At 54.8% G+C, this 17,826-nt stretch carries 12 protein-coding genes; 8 read left to right on the top strand and 4 right to left on the bottom strand.

The window, feature by feature from the left end:
* Positions 1-64: 64 nt before the first annotated feature.
* The 4 genes from SH528x_RS31615 to xerC all read left to right on the top strand — a co-directional run bounded on the left by SH528x_RS31615 (position 65) and on the right by xerC (position 2,983).
* Positions 65-430, top strand: coding sequence for a hypothetical protein (locus SH528x_RS31615; RefSeq protein WP_442507405.1), 366 nt, complete (start codon positions 65-67; stop codon positions 428-430).
* A gap of 171 nt (positions 431-601) precedes the next feature.
* Positions 602-1,747: a hypothetical protein gene (locus SH528x_RS31610; protein ID WP_442507404.1), complete on the top strand. Its 1,146-nt coding sequence runs from the start codon at positions 602-604 to the stop codon at positions 1,745-1,747.
* Between the two features lie 71 nt (positions 1,748-1,818).
* Positions 1,819-2,064 (top strand): hypothetical protein, encoded by a 246-nt coding sequence (locus SH528x_RS31605; RefSeq protein ID WP_442507403.1) that lies wholly within the window; start codon positions 1,819-1,821, stop codon positions 2,062-2,064.
* A gap of 16 nt (positions 2,065-2,080) precedes the next feature.
* On the top strand, positions 2,081-2,983 hold the full coding sequence (gene xerC / locus SH528x_RS31600) for a tyrosine recombinase XerC (protein WP_442507402.1): 903 nt from the start codon (positions 2,081-2,083) through the stop codon (positions 2,981-2,983).
* Positions 2,984-3,130: 147 nt separating this feature from the next.
* Here the strand turns inward: xerC and SH528x_RS31595 are convergent, their stop codons facing one another.
* The 4 genes from SH528x_RS31595 to SH528x_RS31580 all read right to left on the bottom strand — a co-directional run bounded on the left by SH528x_RS31595 (position 3,131) and on the right by SH528x_RS31580 (position 7,866).
* On the bottom strand, positions 3,131-3,802 hold the full coding sequence (locus tag SH528x_RS31595; protein WP_442507401.1) for a TIGR04283 family arsenosugar biosynthesis glycosyltransferase: 672 nt from the start codon (positions 3,800-3,802) through the stop codon (positions 3,131-3,133).
* Positions 3,799-4,938, bottom strand: coding sequence for an LptF/LptG family permease (locus tag SH528x_RS31590; protein WP_442507400.1), 1,140 nt, complete (start codon positions 4,936-4,938; stop codon positions 3,799-3,801). Before SH528x_RS31590 ends, SH528x_RS31595 begins: the two co-directional genes overlap by 4 nt.
* Before the next feature lie 170 nt (positions 4,939-5,108).
* Entirely contained in the window at positions 5,109-6,716 is a 1,608-nt protein-coding gene (locus SH528x_RS31585; RefSeq protein ID WP_442507399.1) for an ArnT family glycosyltransferase, read from the bottom strand.
* Between the two features lie 4 nt (positions 6,717-6,720).
* A complete protein-coding gene (locus SH528x_RS31580) occupies positions 6,721-7,866 on the bottom strand; it encodes a glycosyltransferase family 2 protein (protein ID WP_442507398.1) in 1,146 nt (381 codons plus the stop codon).
* A 122-nt stretch (positions 7,867-7,988) separates the two neighbouring features.
* Between SH528x_RS31580 and SH528x_RS31575 the strand changes: the two genes are divergently transcribed.
* The 4 genes from SH528x_RS31575 to gcvP all read left to right on the top strand — a co-directional run bounded on the left by SH528x_RS31575 (position 7,989) and on the right by gcvP (position 16,753).
* Complete coding sequence (locus tag SH528x_RS31575; protein WP_442507397.1) at positions 7,989-9,623, top strand: serine/threonine protein kinase; 1,635 nt, start codon at positions 7,989-7,991, stop codon at positions 9,621-9,623.
* A 168-nt stretch (positions 9,624-9,791) separates the two neighbouring features.
* Positions 9,792-10,298: a hypothetical protein gene (locus SH528x_RS31570; RefSeq protein ID WP_442507396.1), complete on the top strand. Its 507-nt coding sequence runs from the start codon at positions 9,792-9,794 to the stop codon at positions 10,296-10,298.
* Between the two features lie 534 nt (positions 10,299-10,832).
* Positions 10,833-13,253 (top strand): TolC family protein, encoded by a 2,421-nt coding sequence (locus SH528x_RS31565; RefSeq protein WP_442507395.1) that lies wholly within the window; start codon positions 10,833-10,835, stop codon positions 13,251-13,253.
* Positions 13,254-13,792: 539 nt separating this feature from the next.
* Positions 13,793-16,753, top strand: a complete 2,961-nt coding sequence (gene gcvP / locus SH528x_RS31560; protein WP_442507394.1) for an aminomethyl-transferring glycine dehydrogenase — start codon at positions 13,793-13,795, stop codon at positions 16,751-16,753.
* Positions 16,754-17,826: the final 1,073 nt, after the last annotated feature.

Genomic DNA, 17,826 nt, shown 5'->3' with positions numbered 1-17,826 from the left:
TCCCAAAGGAGCCCTGGATGGGTTCATCCCACCCGCTGAACCCCCGTAAATTGTGAAGTGATCTATGCGTATTTGCCACATCCTTCCGCTCTCGCTTGTTATGGTCGCAATCCTCTGCGTTAATGGTCGATCTTCCTCTGCCCAAGATGCAGACGATCTGACGTTTAGTGAACAAGTGTCGCTGTTTGAGTCACTGGATTCCCCATCGCAGGCGACTCAACCTGCGAGTCAGACTTTGTCGCCAAAGACGCCGGCAGAATTACGCCAAGCTCGTGCTCTGTACCGTTCTCAGCAGCGGATTGCACGCCAAGAATACAATTTGTGGATGGGCCGCGAGCCGCTGCGACCGAGTTGGAACGCGATTCCAATGACATCGAGCCGCTACGCACCTCGCCATACCTACTACATTCCGGTTTACATTCAGAAGTAAACTTCTGCGGATGCCGGTTCGACGTGAACACGTGTATTTGCGGCGATTCGTCGCAAGGCAAAAAGTTGTCTCGTTTTTCAGACAATTTCCTCATGTCAGCGTGGGACAACCGCCGATCACTCTAATGGGAGCGGAGTGACAGTGTGCGCCATCGATGCGCCTGGACATGTCGTGAAACTCGCTCCATTATGCTCGTTCCTACTGCTAACAATCCTTGCGATTAGCTCGCTTGGTTGTTCGTTGATTCCGGACACTCGCCAGCGTGAATCGCTGCACAACCCGTTTCCGCAAATGAAACGGGTCGCGGTGCTGCCGTTCTTTAACCAGAGTAGCGAGCCGACGCTCGATACCGAATTGGTGTCCGAAAGCTATTACGCTGCCCTGCAGGCTATTCCAGGGTTCGAGGTCATGCCGATTGGTGTCACCAAGGCGCAGTGGCTGCAATATTCGGCGACCTATGGCGAGCCGACTACGGGATCGGATTTCCAGCGGCTGGCGAAGATGATGGACGTCGAGGCGATTGTCGTTGGCTCGGTCACCGATTTTCAGGCGTACTATCCGCCGCGAATGGCGATGACCGTTCATTGGTATGCGGCCAACGAAGGATTCCATCCGATCCCAGCAGGTTACGGTTTGCCGTGGGGCACCGACAAAGAAAAAGAGATTCCGCGTCGGATCGTTCGCGAAGCTGAATTCGAACTCGCCCGCAGCCAGCTGGAAACTCAATCGCCGCTTTCAGGGGATGAGCCTGCCGCGGTTTCCCAACGCAATCTGCACCGTGTCTCGGCGGAAATGCCGCTTGACGGAAACCAGCTTCGTCCGCCTAGCGTCAATGATGACTCGCAAATCGATGCGATGGAATTAGGACCGCCTCCTTCTTTGGATGGCAATTCGTATGTCGAGAACCAGGGCCCTTATACCGACAGTTATCCAGGAGCACCGACTGCCGAAGAGGTTGGTTTAGGATTGTTCCGAGACCAATTGCCCGAATCACCGTTGCCAGCAAATTGGCCCGAGCCGACTGATTTGATTCCGGACCCACCCTCGCCGGTGCGACCGTCACCGATTGTGAATCACGATCCGGTGTTAACCCACACACGAATCTATCGCGGAGATGACACTTATTTCACAAATCGGCTCGCCGATTACGTTGAAACGGGCGATGATGCGCGTTCGGGAGGTTGGCAGGGTTATTTAAAACGTAGCGATGATTTCATTCGTTTCTGTTGTCACGTCCACATCTCAGAAATGCTCGAATCACGAGGTGGAAGTGACGCAAGGGACCTCATCTTGCGATGGCCGCTAAGCCGATACTGAAAGCCAGGTAAGTCGGGTAACCCCGGCTGTTTGGCATCGGCGTTGTGACTAGCAAATGGACACTTGCTTCAATGGATCAGGAAATCAATGTTTTAGCGCTGGTCAAAGGCGAAGAGAAATTCATCTTCTTGTTCGACGATCAAAATCGCGATGAGACGCTGCGTCAATTGGCACGATTCGCAGCCGATCCCGATCTTGAGTTTTCGTGGTATGACGCAGCCATGTTGAGCCGCAAAATTCGTGATGCGGTTCCGACTGAAGATGACATGCTTGCTAGCGAAGAATTTGACAGCTTGTCAATCGACGACTTCTACTAAGACCCCACTGCAATTCATGCAAAGCGCGATCACTCAATTCTTGCGGTACTTGGCGACCGAGCGCAATGCGTCGGATCTGACGATCAAGGCGTATCGAGAAGATCTGTTTGCGATGGTCGAGTGGTTTCGCGCCACTCGCGGCAAGGTTCCAAAACCGGAATCGCTTTCGCCGCAAGAGCTGCGTACCTTTCAAGCGGCACTCCAAGAAGCCGGCTACGCGCGGACCACGATTGCCCGCAAACTCGCCTCGCTTCGCAGTTTCTATCGATTCGCGATGCGGCAAGGGATCGCGACCAGCAACCCAGCGAAACCGCTTCGCAATCCACGGCGGCAACGCAAATTGCCTCATGTGTTGAGTAACGACGAGGTCGGCCGATTGCTGCTCGCTCCTCCGGGCGGCGACACTGCGGGACTTCGCGATCGAGCGATGTTGGAAACGATGTATTCGGCCGGTTTACGTGTCAGCGAATTGGTCGCGCTGCGTGATCGCGATATGGATTTTGATGAACAGATCCTGCGAGTTCGTGGTAAAGGACGCAAAGAACGCATCAGTCCGCTCGGATCGTTTGCCATCAAAGCGATCAAGAAATACGAGCAGCGTCGGATCCGCGATCCCAAGACCGAACAACTCGGCCGAGACGCTCCGGTATTCGTCAATCGATTTGGCAACATTCTGACAACTCGCAGTGTCGGACGAATGCTCGACAAACACATCGCCGTCGTGGGGCTCGATTCACGCACGAGTCCTCACACTTTGCGGCACAGTTTCGCTACGCACCTACTGGATCGCGGTGCCGATATCCGCAGCGTGCAAGAATTATTGGGTCACAAAAGTTTGGCCACGACCCAAATCTACACGCACGTTAGTGCCGCCAATCTATTGTCGGTCTACGAGAAGGCGCATCCGCGAGCAAGCTAGTCAGGTCGTTGGCTATATAACGGTGAAACGTCGATCCTTCTGTGAGCCGACGGCGCTAGCCGCGGGCCCGTCAATATTGCAGGAAACATGCCCGCGGCTAGCGCCGTCGGCTCAGATCATTATGTGGAATGAATCGTACTGACCTGCTTACCGATACAGCTTGGCCAGTCGTCTCGGTGACGCTCCGAAGCGGTAGCGGCATTGCAGGTTCCAATTTCGTAGCGTTTGCCGGACGATGCCGCGTTGTTCCCAGCGACGTGCACTGATCGTGACAGGCCCCGCAAGCAACACGGGCCTGGCGATCTTTCGCATGATCCGCGAGAACGCGACGTCTTCCATCAACTCGATTTCAGCGAAGCCGCCTGCTTCTTTATAAATTTGCCGGCGAACAAAAATCGCTTGATCACCGAACGCCATCCCGCGAAAACGAACTCGCGCCGCGTTGCCTTTCTCGATCATGCGATAGGCAAACCGAGGATGATCGATCTGCTGCTTAAACGCTCCCCAAACCACGTCGGGAACGTCGCAGATTTGTTGCAGACACGACTCGCCGAGCAGATTGTCAGCGTGCAGGAAGAGTACGACTTCGCGACTGGCGAACACGGCGCCGGCATTCAGTTGAATGCCGCGTCCGGGGATGGAACGCACAATCTTTGTCGCTCCTGCAGCGGTGGCAATTGAAATCGTTTCGTCCTGGCTTCCGCCGTCGCAAACAATCACTTCGGTTGCTCCGGCGCCAGTAGCCGAGCGGACTGCGTGTTCGATGGTTGCGGATTCATTCAACGTGGGAATGACGACCGAAATATCCGAAGGGTTCATTCGGTCTGGACTTCTCGAAATCGGACGTAGGCGATCGGTCCAAGAACTAGCAGGGGTACCCAAGCTGCCATCGCGGGCGACAACAAATAACCACTTCCACCCATCGCACCGGAAAGGGTTTTGATTCCGAAAAAGAACAATACCGTCCCGATTGCTACGGCGATCATCAAAAACAAATTGCGGCCACGTCGATTGACCACGATGGGGAGCCCCAGCAACACCAGGGCGTAATCCAATGGCGGACGGACCATCCGCTCATGCAGCAGAACTTCGACACTCGTACTGCTATGCACGGCCGGGTTTTTGATTCGCGAAGCAATTTCAGCAATCGAAACCAAACGCGATGTTGATTGGTCGGTTTGTAAGAACTCGGAATTGATTGTCGTCGCAATAAAGCACTCGTTCGGCTTCAGCCATGGATGATCATGGGGCGTCAAAATCACCAACCGGTGTTCCGTGCCCACCGAGGCGAGGGACGCGATGTTTTCAGGACGCTTGATCCCGCTCACCCGATAGCCTTCGGCATGATCGTCGGTCGCTTCGCTCCACTGTGCCGATTTCGCCGTGATCAAGTCGCCGAATCCGGCAAAGTCACCATCGAGACGAAAGCTCGGGAAATTGATTCGTTTGCTGCGTGGTAGTAACGAAGCTCCCTCGATCAGAATCTGGTTGGTCAAATCGTAACAAGGCAGAATCGGTTGCTCCGATTCCTGTTCCATTTCTTTGGCCTTCATCGCCAGCGCGTCGCGGTAATGAGGTAACAAGAATTCTCGATTGCCCAATTGAACGATGATGATCAAAAATGACGCGACCAGCATCGGACGCAATATCCGTCCATGTGAGACGCCTGCCGAAAGCGTGGCGGTTAATTCACCTGTTCGGCGGAGCCATCCGATCGTAAACAGCAGTGACATCAGCACGATGATCGCTCCGGTCCAATCAAACAGCAGCAGCATGTAGGGACCGTAATACCGCAACATCACTCGTACCAGCCCACCATCGGTGCGACCTTGGCGAACGAGGTCGTCCAGGCTAGTGAATGCGTGAAAAACAATGAAAATGCCCGCGATGGAGCAAAAACAGACCAACACCGTGCGGAGGAATAAAATCAGGATGTATCGATCAATCTTGGTCACGATCTATCCGGTCGTTCTATAAGGAGAGGTGTTGAGCGAGGTGATCATCAGTCGGTGTTTCTGCTCGGTGGTCGTCAAGCTGCGAAGCAAATTCGATCCCGAAACTCGTTTGCCGAAGGATCACTATCCAAATTCAAGCCGAGCAAGACAAGAGCAGTGCGGAAATGCCATCAACGCGATTGAGTTTCAAAGGGCAATGCACCGATTCGATCGCTTGCCGACAATGGATCATAGATCGCAGCGATCGGGTCAACCGAGTGTTCAAGTCGGGCGAAGCCGAGAGTCGTTTTGGCCGATTCATCGCCGTAAAGGTAGCGGTACTGATTGCTCTGCCAGTACAGGCGGTCGGTGGGTTGCCCAACAATCTCGATCGCGAACTCGCTCAATCGATCGTGGTCATGTGGCATGCATTCATCGGTTGCCACGATCACGGGTTGGTTGCCGCGAGCAATGATTTTTAGTAGCGATTCGCTGTCGACCAAGTGCCGTTGATCCATCGCAATGACCAACGATTCAGGGAATTGAAGTTTTAGGTTTCCGGCACAGTGCATGTGAGGCGTGATAATGATCGCAGGTGCCTCGCCGATCTGATCCTCGACTGTTTTCGCAAACTCGGGATAAGGAATATTCAGCCAGATGAATTTGTTTCGTTTCTGGGCAAACATCGGTCTGGCGACGATCGCGATTAACACCACCGCCATGAAGGTTACCGCAGTGATACAGACTCGATTCATGGCAACACGATCGGTTGTTGCGTAACGACCCACGCGAAGCATCAAATAGGCGGGAAACAAACAAGCAAACGGTTGGATCCAGCGGTTCTTGAATTCCAGTGCGTATCCCGACAGAACGAGTAGTACCAACGACACGCCGACGACCAATAGAAAACGTTCCACCAACAAAGTGGTCGCGTCTGCAGATTCCGTGTTCGATTTCCACTGCAAATAGATGTTTTTTAAGGAACCTCGAAAAGCGATCGCAAAGATTGCCAGTGTCAATATGCAGCATGCCAATGTTGATGTGACCAACGCGTAAATGCCGTGGGCCACATTGCTGCCCCAATGATCTGTTTGCTCGGTGGTCAATGTTGAGATCGTTTTCGATGACGCGAGTTGAAGGTGATCGACTGCCCAGTAGACGTGCGGTGAAATCAACACGGCGGCAACGACCACGGACAGGATCAAACGACGATCAAGTAGACAACGGCGATAACTTGGTACCGAGATCGCGGCGGCCATCACCGCAAAAATCACGATTGCAAAGTTGTACTTGCTCATCAAACCGAAACCACAAGTCAAACCGATGGCAACGTACCACATCCAATGCGGGTGGTGACGCAGCGAAACAACGCAATAAACCAGCAAACTAACGGCAAATGTGACTGCAACGGTGTGCGAGAGATCGCGGTGGCTTTCCCAAGCAATTTGCGGAATGCTCATCATCGCGAGCGAAGCAACCAACGCCATCGCGGCGTTTCCGGTCGCTTTTCGTACCGTGCCAAAGACACACAGATACGTCAGCGCCAGCAGGACGTTTTTCAGCAAGGCGAGCGGCATCACGCCGTACCCGAAAATTTGAAATAATCCGGTTTGCATCCACGTGTACAACGGCGGTTGGCTGTTGTAACCAAGCGAAAGCCACTGAGATAAAAAGGCTTGTTCGGATTCGTCAAAGTCAAGCGAGCCCGAAATGCAAACGCGGATGACCACGTGCAAACCAAAATAGGCAAGCAATACCAGCAAAAATCGATGTCGTTTTTTAAGAATCCAATCCAGCATTGGCTTAGCCAGCTCTTTTTTCAGGAGAGGTTTTCGATTTGGATGAATGAAGCGGCAACACATAATCGCGCGGAGTGGCGAGAGTTCGGTTTGCAACTTCGTTCGTGCGGTCGCTGTGGATCGAACTCTCTGTCGATTGCATCGCGTCCGCAGCAAGCGTGGCGTGGTGATGACGCGTGAAGTAACCGGGTTGAGTCGAGGATTGGTGATAGATCCGCGATAACATTTCTGCCATCACGCCAAAGCAAATCAGTTGTAGCGACGAAAGCGAGGCGATCGCACCGATCAACAACATCGGCCGTGTGCCGATGTCTTGGCCGAAAGCAAACTTGGCAATCCCAAGACTGCCAAGCATCGCCATCCCAATTGCCCCAACAAAGATGCCGAGACTGCCGAAAAAGTGGCCAGGACGCGCGCGGTATTTCATGAAAAACAATACCGACAACAGGTCCAAGACAACGCGAATCGTCCTTGAAATGCCGTATTTGGAAGTGCCAAATTGGCGTGCACTGTGACGGACGTCGATTTCGGAGATCCGTGATGGATGAGTCACTGCGGCAACCCAAGCCGGGATGAAGCGGTGCATCTCGCCTATCAATTTGACCTGTTTGATCACCTCGGAACGGTAAATTTTTAGACTGCAGCCATAGTCGCGGATCTGCACTCCAGTCACTTTGGCGATCAAGCGATTGGCGATCCACGAAGGCACTAGCCGCAGGAACAAACCGTCTTGGCGTTTTTTGCGGCGACCGACTAATAGATCCAAGTCGTTGGCTTCCAAGTGGGCAACCATTTTTGGAATGTCGGCGGGATCGTTCTGTAGATCTCCATCCAACGTTGCGATCAGCCGACCCTTGGCCGCATCAATTCCCGCTTGCATCGCTGCCGTTTGGCCAAAATTGCGATAGAGCGAGACGATATGGATGGGCAAACCCGATGCGTCGGCGGCTGCCGTTGCATTCACATAGGTTTGGTCCATACTGCCGTCATCGACCAAAATGATCTCAAATCGCGACGGTTCCTCAGCGAATGTTTGTTTCAGCGCAGCGATCAGCGGGCCCACCGATTCTTCTTCGTTGTACAACGGAATGACGATGGAAAGGTCCATTGGGGCCGCTTCGTTGCCATCCTTAGTCGGTTCGTTCGTCATGAGTTTTTCGTCGTCATTCATGCTGCATCGCAGCGGAAGATTCGTATTCGATTGGGGACGTCGACCTGCGAATTGCTGTCGCTAGAGCAGTCGTCCTTTCGGGGTATACTCAAGAGATGAATGTGCCGTCTAGAGATGAATCGAAGCCTCCGATCGCTCCCACGATTGCCGGGGAATCATCGCTTATTGATAGCGTGATGGCCGATTACGTTGAGAAACAGGAAAAAGGGCTCGCGCCGGACCCCAACCACTACCTGATCGCGTACCCTCAGTTTGCTGATGAACTGAAAAGTTTTTTTCGCAATCACCATTGGCTAACGGGTGATCCGGCTCCCGCCACCGTCGCCCCTACGTTGGTCGGAACCCGCATCGGACCCTATGAAATTGAGTGCGAAATCGCGCGGGGCGGCATGGGGGTGGTGTACAGAGCGAACCAAGATAACCTCGGCCGCCAAGTCGCCTTGAAGCTGATCAGTAGTGGGGTCTTGGCCGGTGAAGAAGAACGGCGGCGGTTTCGGATCGAAGCCGAAGCGGCTGCGGGGCTGCATCATCCGGGGATCATCGCGATTCACGATATTGGATCATGGGGCGGTTACGAATACTTTTCGATGACGTTGGTCGAAGGGCCGACGCTGCAGCAAAAGGTCGACGACCGCAGTTTGGACGATTTAGGTGCGGCAGAGGTGGTTCGCGACGTTTCGCGTGCGGTTGCTTACGCCCACCGGGCCGGCATCGTGCATCGTGATTTGAAGCCCGAGAATATTTTGATCTCTAGCGATGGACGCCCCTTTGTCGCCGATTTTGGCTTGGCAAAATGGCATCGTGACGGAGCGCTCGTCACCCGGACGGGCCAAGTTTTAGGGACGCCTCATTACATGAGCCCCGAACAAGCGGCGGGGGGAAAAGACGTCAATGAAGCCGCCGACATCTATTCAATGGGGGCGATTTTGTACGCATTGCTCACGGGGCAGCCGCCTCATCAAGGGCAATCGGCCGCCGAGATACTTCGCTCGGTGCTGCATGACGACCCGATCTCGCCCCGTTTAATCCGACACAATATCCCTTCGGATCTCGAAGCAATCTGTTTGAAAGCAATGCACTATGAAGCTGTGTGTCGCTATTCATCGGCCGCCGCGTTTGCCGATGATCTGGACCGCTATCTGGCGGGCGAGGAGGTGGCGGCGTGCAGCAGTGGGATCTTGGATCGAGTCGCTCGTGAGATTCGACGCGACCAGCACCAGAATTATTTCGCAGCCTGGGGCAACACGCTGATTGGCATCGGTGTCATCATTTTCGTGACTCATTTTGCCATGTTTCTGATGGATCAGTATTATTTGCTGCCTGCAGGGATCGCTTATTGGATCCCGCGAATCGGGATGCTTTTCGTTATCTTTGCGTGGATTTTCTGGGCTCGGCGAGGCCAGTTTTTGCCGCGAACCGTGGCCGAACGACCGGTGTGGTCAATCTGGCTCGGTTACCTAGCGACTCTGTTTACGATGAATTTGTTGCTGATGTTTGGTTCGCTTGATCATCGCGTGTTGTTTCCGATCGCGGCGGCGTTGAGCGGGTTTGGCTTCATCGCCATGGGGGGCCATGTTTGGGGAGGAACTGCGATTCTAGGCATGGTGTTTCTGGTGGGCTCCCTTGTTTCGATGGTTTGGCTGCCCTATGCGTCGCTGATCTTTGGAACGATCTGGCTCGTCAATTTGTGCGTTTTAGGATGGCATTATCGATCGCGACCACAGCCGGAAAATTAGCGAAGCCCGCATCTTCCGAATAATCGTCGCCTGGGTGAATCGTCGTCATGACCGATGCCGACTGCACAAGGTAGCGACAGCTGTCGTTGTCGACAAAATCGGTATGACAATATCGGTACGTCGTCAAGCAACTTCTGACTCTTGATTCCCGCTGCCAACGGCAAAGTTATGTCACGATTCTTTCTGGCCTGCACAATCGCCTGTTTCGCGGTTTCAGCCAATGCGCATCACCCCGATCGCGAAAACCAACCGGTTCATCAACGAATTGATGTGATTGGGCCGCTTGGCAACCGGCTGCCCGAGTCGTATCGACGCAAATACAATCGCCCGACCTACGTCGGTGGCAAGATCGCTTATTGCATCGCACCATCGAGCCGAGAAGCGATGTCGTGGCACAAGGCCGAGCATCGCGGCGATTATGAGCAAAAAGGTTGTCGCACGTCCACGACTTACTTTTTCCCGAAACCGTGGGAAGCACTGCGGATCGGACCTCGCCCGTCCGCTGCATCGCAGGATGACGGATTGGTCCAAGCGGTCGAGGACACCGCCGATCCTTCGGTCTTGCCCGACCCGGTCACTGACTATTTAGAGGTCGATTCGGTCCATCCGGCTCCTGACGAAGCACCCGCAGCCGGGCTGAAACTAGCCGATCCGCTGGATTTGATCGAAGAGTGATGCGTTTTGCTAGCAACCTTCTGCCACCTCCTTCCAGCCTGCGAGGTTGTGCGGCTTTTTATTACGTTGTGAATCGAGTCCCTTGACGAGCTTCACCTCCCCGAAACCTGTTTTGGGGAGGTCAGAACGAGCGGAGCAAGTTCACCGGTGGGGCATCGAAGTGTTAGAGATGACAACGTGCAAGCTCAACGTCACCAGCCCGAGAGCGGAAAACTCGCTGAAGGCTCCTTTTCCGGTCGCTCCCTACTTCGTTGGGTGGTGACGAAACCGTGGCTAGCGCCAAAACGGCTAACTAAACGAGCTCTTCACCACAAATCTGCTTCGACTTCAAGAAAATTCTCAGAAGCGTCAAAGTTTACCTAACCGGACTCCGATAACTACTTTCGGACGAGGAGGTCTCGAGTTGCTATGTGGCAGCTTCGGGGCTTCACGGAGGGGGGCTTCCACACTCGGCCCGATGGGAATGCGCTCGTCGCTTCATTGCGATATCGTTAAAGCGTGTTTCACGGCGGCACCGCCCAGGAAGCCTTGAGCATGAACCGCTCGCTGTTACGATTTACTGCGTATCTTCAGCTTGGGATGACCATCCTTTTTGCGAGCGGATGCGCACCGACTCAACCGTTCTTTCTGAATGAGTCTCCGGACCTTCAGTTCTATCTCAACCAAGCGACGGCGATCGAGTATCCCGACGTCGAGGTCGAGCATTTGGCTGAAACCACCGGTGCCCTTCCTCCGTTGACCGTTGGTAATCACGATTACCAATTCTGGGATCTGTCGTTGGAAGAGTGCGTATCGATCGCACTACAGAACTCGAAGTTCTTCATCACCACCAACGGTAACGCTGAGTTCCGCCAGAACATTGCGGCTCAGTTCACCAGTGGGAATGCGGACCAGTTCGGCAGCATCTACGACATTGCCGTTCAGCAGTCGACCACCCAATCGGTTCCATTGACTGTCGATGGCAACGGCAACCGCGTTCTGCCGCGAGGCGTTCTGCGAGCCAACCAAGTCGGCGGCGTGGAAGACGCATTGGCCGAGTTTGATGCACAAGCCAGTGGCTTTATCAACTACGGCACGACTGACCGCACACGGAACGTCGGTATCGCAAACAGCATCAACCCACAAATTTCACGAGCCACCGATACCACTCAGCAAGCCGCTCTTAGCAAGCGAACTGCCACCGGTGGTAGCGTAACGCTTCGTCAACAAGTCATCTACTCGCGAAGCAACGCGGAAGTCAGTGCTGTCTCGCGAGCTGTTCCTAGCGACTGGACCGCGCTGATCGAAGCTCAGGTGCAACATCCACTGATGCGAAATCGTGGCACGTTGATCAACCGTATCCCTGTGGTGCTGGCGAGTCTGAACGAAGACCTTTCGATTGCCGACTTTGAATCTCAGGTCCGCAACGTGGTTCGCGACGTCGAAAACACTTACTGGGACCTGTATGTTTCCTACCGCAACGTCGCGACCTCGATCATCGGTCGAAACAGTGCGATCGCAACCGCTCAATTCGCTCGTTTGAATCTGGAAAACGGTACCGGCACTCGCCAAGAATTGGCTCAAGCAGTCGAGCAGTACTACCAATTCCGTGGCATTTTGGAATCGGCCATCGCAGGCTCGAACGTTCCCGGTGCGGATCGTTTTGGTGTCTACGGCAACGAACGCCGCATGCGTGAATTACTAGGGATTACCGCTACCGACGGTCGCTTGATTCGCCCGATCGACGAGCCTTCGCTCGCTCGTGTCGAATTCGATTGGAACGAATCGGTTGCCCAAATGTTGTACCTCAGCCCTGAAGTTCGCCGTAACAAAACTCGGATCAAACAGAACGAGTTAGAGTTGATGGCTGCAAAGAATCAAATCCTACCCGAAGTCAACCTGTCGCTGCTTTACCGTTGGGTGGGGCAAGGCGATACGCTTGGGCCGCCACAGCGACGTGACGTTGCCGGGCCGAACCCAGGCAGCAGTGCTTTGGCAGAATTGACGGGTGGCGATTACCAAGAAGGTGCGATTCGTTTGGACATCACGCCGCCTGCACTTGGGGCTCGTCGTGAACTGGCACGAATCCGCGGCGCTCAATTTCGATTGGTTCGCGAGAAGGCATTCCTGCAAGAACAAGAGCGTTTGTTGGTCAGCCAACTAAGCGACGCGACGGCGAAAGTGGCAACGCACTACCAATTGGTGCAAACCAATGCACAACGATGGCAAGCAGCCGAACAAGAAGTGGAAGCTCGTCTGGCCGAGTTCAAAGGCGGACGAAGCCCGGTGAACGTCGTACTGCAGAGTCAACAACGTCGTGCTCAAGCACAAATCGATTACTACCGAGCACTCGGTGAATACAACAAATCGATCAACTACGTCGACTATATGAAAGGCACCCTGCTTGCCAACAGCAACATCACGCTGGCGGAAGGGCCTTGGAACAAGAAAGCGTACTGGGATGCACTCGAACGAGCACGTGAGCGAAGTGCTGGGAAGCAAGTCAAGTACGGCGTGACACGACCAGGAGTTGTCCGAACCGGACCTGTGCGTGATGCCGATTCCGCCGTCAACATGATGGGCGGATCCGCAGACCACGCCGGTGAAATGATCTTTGGCGATCCGAACGATCCGCTGAGTATGAACCTATCGCCTTACCGTAACTCGATCGAAGTGGACGATGTTCCGCTGAGCGAGATGGGAACACCACAGCAGATGTTTGATCCAGGCATGTCGTCTGAGCAATTTGCCCCGACCAATCCGATCTCACCACGGAATCGCGAATCGGTACCGCCGATGCCAACGATCGACAGCTTGCCTGATTCGGGATCGCTACAACCCTTGGACATTCCGATCGGCAGTGCAGTCGCACCGATGAATTACGAAACGCCCGGTATCTCGGCCCGCATTTCGGACGACGTCGACGTCAGCTACACACCGATACCCGTCGCACGTCGACCTTTACCGTCTCGTTAGACACGATACGGCCACCAATTTTCCTTCGGGCGGAGGCATACGAGGGCTGCCCGCATTACGCGTCGGGAACGACAGCCCTCGTAAAACGAAAGTTCGAGAGCGCCGCAAGGCGCCTCGAACTTTTCGTCGTTACCCGTAGCACAGGTTTCCAGCCTGTCATCAAGCAGCCGTAGCGAAAGTCGCCAAGACTTTCGGCGTTGAGGAACGTGGATCCATTCATGTCGTGGATTGCTCCGAACGAGCGGAAAATAAGCGTGCAGTTTCAAGTAGGGCCGGTTCCCACCGGCCGTCCTTAACGGCTCGATGGAGTCGGCCGGTAGGAACCGGCCCTACGCCCTCCGTGCGCAAACTTCGTCGAAAGGGCGTTGTTTCGGGCTTGGATTCTGCCCACAAATCGCAGTGGGATACCATGAATCGCTCGCCGAAATTATGTTGATCCTTGTGTTGCTGGTGCTCAACGAATTGCCAAAGCTCCGTTGGGCAATCCAGCAACATTCAGAGGCAAACTAGATCAACCCCCTTTCGGGCCCCCTCGGAACATGTCCACAAGCACAAATCAGCCATCGCATTGCTCGTCCTCCGCTACAAACGCCATCGATTTTGTCGACGGCTTTGCACGGCGTCACATTGGATCCTCGCAAACCGAACTCGCTGAGATGTTGAATTTGCTCGGTTTCGATTCGCTGGACGCCCTTTCCGACGCTACCGTGCCGGCCGACATTCGTCTGGATGCGCCACTGGATATTCCCGATCCACGCGGCGAACGCGAATGTCTGCAAGGGCTGAAGGCGATCGCCAGCAAGAACAAAATCTACCGCTCGTGCATCGGGATGGGGTACACCGGCACTGTTACACCACCAGTGATTTTGCGGAACGTTCTGGAGAATCCAGGCTGGTACACCCAGTACACGCCCTACCAAGCCGAAATCTCGCAAGGGCGGCTCGAAGCGTTGCTGAACTTCCAGACCGTGATCGCCGATCTGACCGGGTTGCCATTGGCTGGGGCAAGTCTGCTGGACGAAGCGACCGCGGCCGCCGAAGCGATGGGGATGTGCATCGCGATCGCCAACCACAAGAAAACAGGCTTCTGGGCCTCCGATGATTGCCACCCACAAACGATCGCGCTGCTGAAAACGCGTGCCGCCGGTTTAGGCGTCGATTTGAAGATTGGGCCGGTCAGCGAGATCGATTTTGATCACGGCGATGGCGGTCTGTGCGGCGTGTTGGTTCAGTATCCTACCACCGATGGCCGGATCAACGACTACAGTGAATTGGCGGCACAAGCCAAGAGCCGCAAGTGTTTGACGGTTGCCGCTGCGGATTTGCTGGCCCTTACGCTGATCACTCCTCCGGGCCAATGGGGAGCCGACATTTGCATCGGCAGCGCTCAGCGATTCGGTGTTCCGATGGGATTAGGCGGACCGCATGCTGCATACATCTCGACCCGCGACGAGTATGCCCGCAAGCTGCCCGGCCGGATCATCGGCGTTTCCAAAGACAGCCATGGCAACCGTGCCCTTCGCATGGCGATTCAAACTCGCGAACAACACATTCGCCGTGACAAAGCGACCAGCAATATTTGCACGGCTCAAGCGCTGCTTGCGATCATCAATTCGTTTTACGCGGTCTATCACGGCCCCGAAGGACTGACCAGCATCGCTCGCCGAGTGCAAGGGTTCACCGCCGCACTCGCCAAGGGACTCGAGCGACTCGGTCACAAAGCGACTCATGACGGTCCCGTCTTTGACACGATTCGAATTCGCTTGGGCAAAGGACGCACACATGCTGCCCGCCAGGTTGCCGATGCGGCACGCGAACGCCAAATCAACTTGCGTGAATACGATGACGGTTCACTTGGAGTCACCCTCGATGAAACCAGTGACCGCGGATTGGTTGCGGATCTTTTGGCCGCCTTCAATTTTGGACATTACACCGGTTTCGATATCGATGAATTACTCGCCGAGGCTGAAGCCGAAGGACTCTGCGATCTAACGGGATTTACCCGCACCAGCGATTTCTTGACTCACCCTGTGTTCCACACGTATCGCAGTGAAACCAAGATGTTGCGGTACATCTTCAAGTTGATGAGCCGCGATTTGTCGCTCGCTCACAGCATGATTCCGCTGGGTTCGTGCACGATGAAATTGAACGGCACGAGCGAAATGATCCCAGTGACCTGGCCCGAGTTTGCTGAGATTCATCCGTTCTCGCCCGATACACAGTGGCGTGGCTACACGCAAATGTTCCGTGAATTGGAAGCTTGGTTGTGCAGCATAACGGGGTTTGCGGCGGTCAGCTTGCAGCCCAACGCAGGGGCACAAGGCGAGTACGCAGGTTTGCTTGTGATTCGCGCCTACCATGAGCATCAAGCCGCCAAGGCAGGACAGAAAAACGAACGCAATGTTTGCTTGATTCCGACCTCCGCGCACGGAACCAATCCTGCATCGGCCGTGATGGCGGGGATGAAAGTCGTGCCGATTAAGTGCAACGAGCGAGGCGATATCGACATGGATGATCTGAACGCGAAAGCAGTCCAGCACAGTGACAAACTTTCGTGTTTGATGATCACCTATCCGTCGACACACGGCGTTTACGAAAGCACCGTGCGACGCGTTTGTGACTTGATTCACGAACATGGTGGTCAGGTTTATATGGACGGTGCGAATATGAACGCCCAAGTTGGGCTGACCAGCCCCGGCAAAATTGGCGCGGACGTTTGCCACTTGAACCTGCACAAAACGTTCTGTATTCCTCACGGCGGAGGTGGCCCCGGAATGGGACCAATCGGCGTGGCTTCGCAGCTCGCCCCATTTTTGCCCGAACATCCTGTGGAACGTCCCGATACCGCCGGTGAATTCGCGATTGGCCCGGTCTCGGCGGCACCCTATGGCAGCCCCAGTATCTTGACGATCAGCTACGTGTACATCGCATTGATGGGTGCGTCGGGACTGAAACAAGCAACGCAAGTCGCGATTCTGAACGCCAACTACATGGCCAAACGCTTGAGTGATCACTACGACATCTTGTACACCGATACCGAGGGCTTCGTTGCACACGAATTCATCGTAGATTGTCGCAAGTTCGAAAAGTCGGCAGGCGTAAAAATCGACGACATTGCCAAACGTTTAATGGATTACGGTTTCCACAGTCCGACGATGTCTTTCCCCGTGCCCGGTACGTTGATGATCGAGCCAACGGAGAGCGAGAGCAAAGATGAGCTCGATCGATTCTGTGACGCCCTGATTTCGATTCGTGCCGAGATTCGAAGCATCGAAGACGGCAAGATGGACGCGGACGATAACCCGCTGAAGCACGCGCCGCACACGATGGAAGCGATCGGCAGCGACGATTGGCAGCATCCCTACACGCGAGAGCAAGCGGCTTGGCCGATGGCGTGGTTGCGAGACGCTAAGTTCTGGCCAATCGTGGGCCGGATCGACAGTGCCTACGGCGACCGCAACCTCGTTTGCAGTTGCCCGCCGATGGAAGATTACTCGTAGCGCTACCCGCTTGGAAAGCTGGGCGACAATATCGCACGGTTCTCCGAACCGTTAGCGTCGAAGCGGAGAGGAAGGTTGTCCTTGCGTTGCCGCGTTCACGTTCAATTGATCGTTCGGTTTAGCGCTACCCGCTTGGAAAGCGGGGGACAATGTCGCACGGTTCTCCGAACCGTTAGCGTCGAAGCGGAGAGGACGGTTGTCCTCGCGCCGCCGCGTTCACGTTCAATTGATCGTTCGGTTTAGCGCTACCAGCTTGGAAAGCTGGGCGACAATATCGCACGGTTCTCCGAACCGTTAGCGTCGAAGCGGAGAGGACGGTTGTCCTCGCGTCGCCGCGTTCACGTTCAATTGATCGTTCGGTTTGTCGCTACCAGCTTGGAAAGCTGGGCGACAATGTCGCACGGTTCTCCGAACCGTTAACTTCGAAGTGGAGAGGACGGTTGTTCTCGCGTCGCCCCGTTCACGTTCAATTGATCGTTCGGTTTAGCGCTACCCGCTTGGAAAGCTGGGCGACAATGTTGCACGGTTCTCCGAACCGTTAGCGTCGAAGCGGAGAGGACGGTTGTTCTCACGTCGCTGCGTTCACGTTCAATTGATCGTCCGGTTTAGCGCTACCAGCTTGGAAAGCTGGGCGACAATGTCGCACGGTTCTCCGAACCGTTTGCGTCGAAGTGGAGAGAACGGTTGTCCTCTCGCCGCCCCGTTCACGTTCAATTGATCGTCCGGTTTAGCGCTACCAGCTTGGAAAGCTGGGCGACAATGTCGCACGGTTCTCCGAACCGTTAGCGTCGAAGCGGAGAGGAAGGTTGTCGTCGCGTCGCCGTGTTCACGTTCGATTGCTCGTACGGTTTAGCGCTACCCGCTTGGAAAGCTAGGCGACAATGTCGCACGGTTCTCCGAACCGTTAGCGTCGAAGCGGAGAGGAAGGTTGTCCTCGCGTCGCCCCGTTCACGTTCGATTGATCGTCCGGTTTAGCGCTGGGCTGCTAAAACTTTGGTCTAGTTGTAATTTTCTGCTTGCTCAGCGTTTCTGCCACCTCTCCCCCGACTTCGTCGGTAGAGAGGTAACTGCAG

This window comes from Novipirellula methanifontis (assembly GCF_052161655.1).
Classification (GTDB): Bacteria; Planctomycetota; Planctomycetia; order Pirellulales; family Pirellulaceae; genus Novipirellula.
Note: the sequence above shows the minus strand (reverse complement) of the source record. Positions and strands in the feature narration are given on the sequence as shown.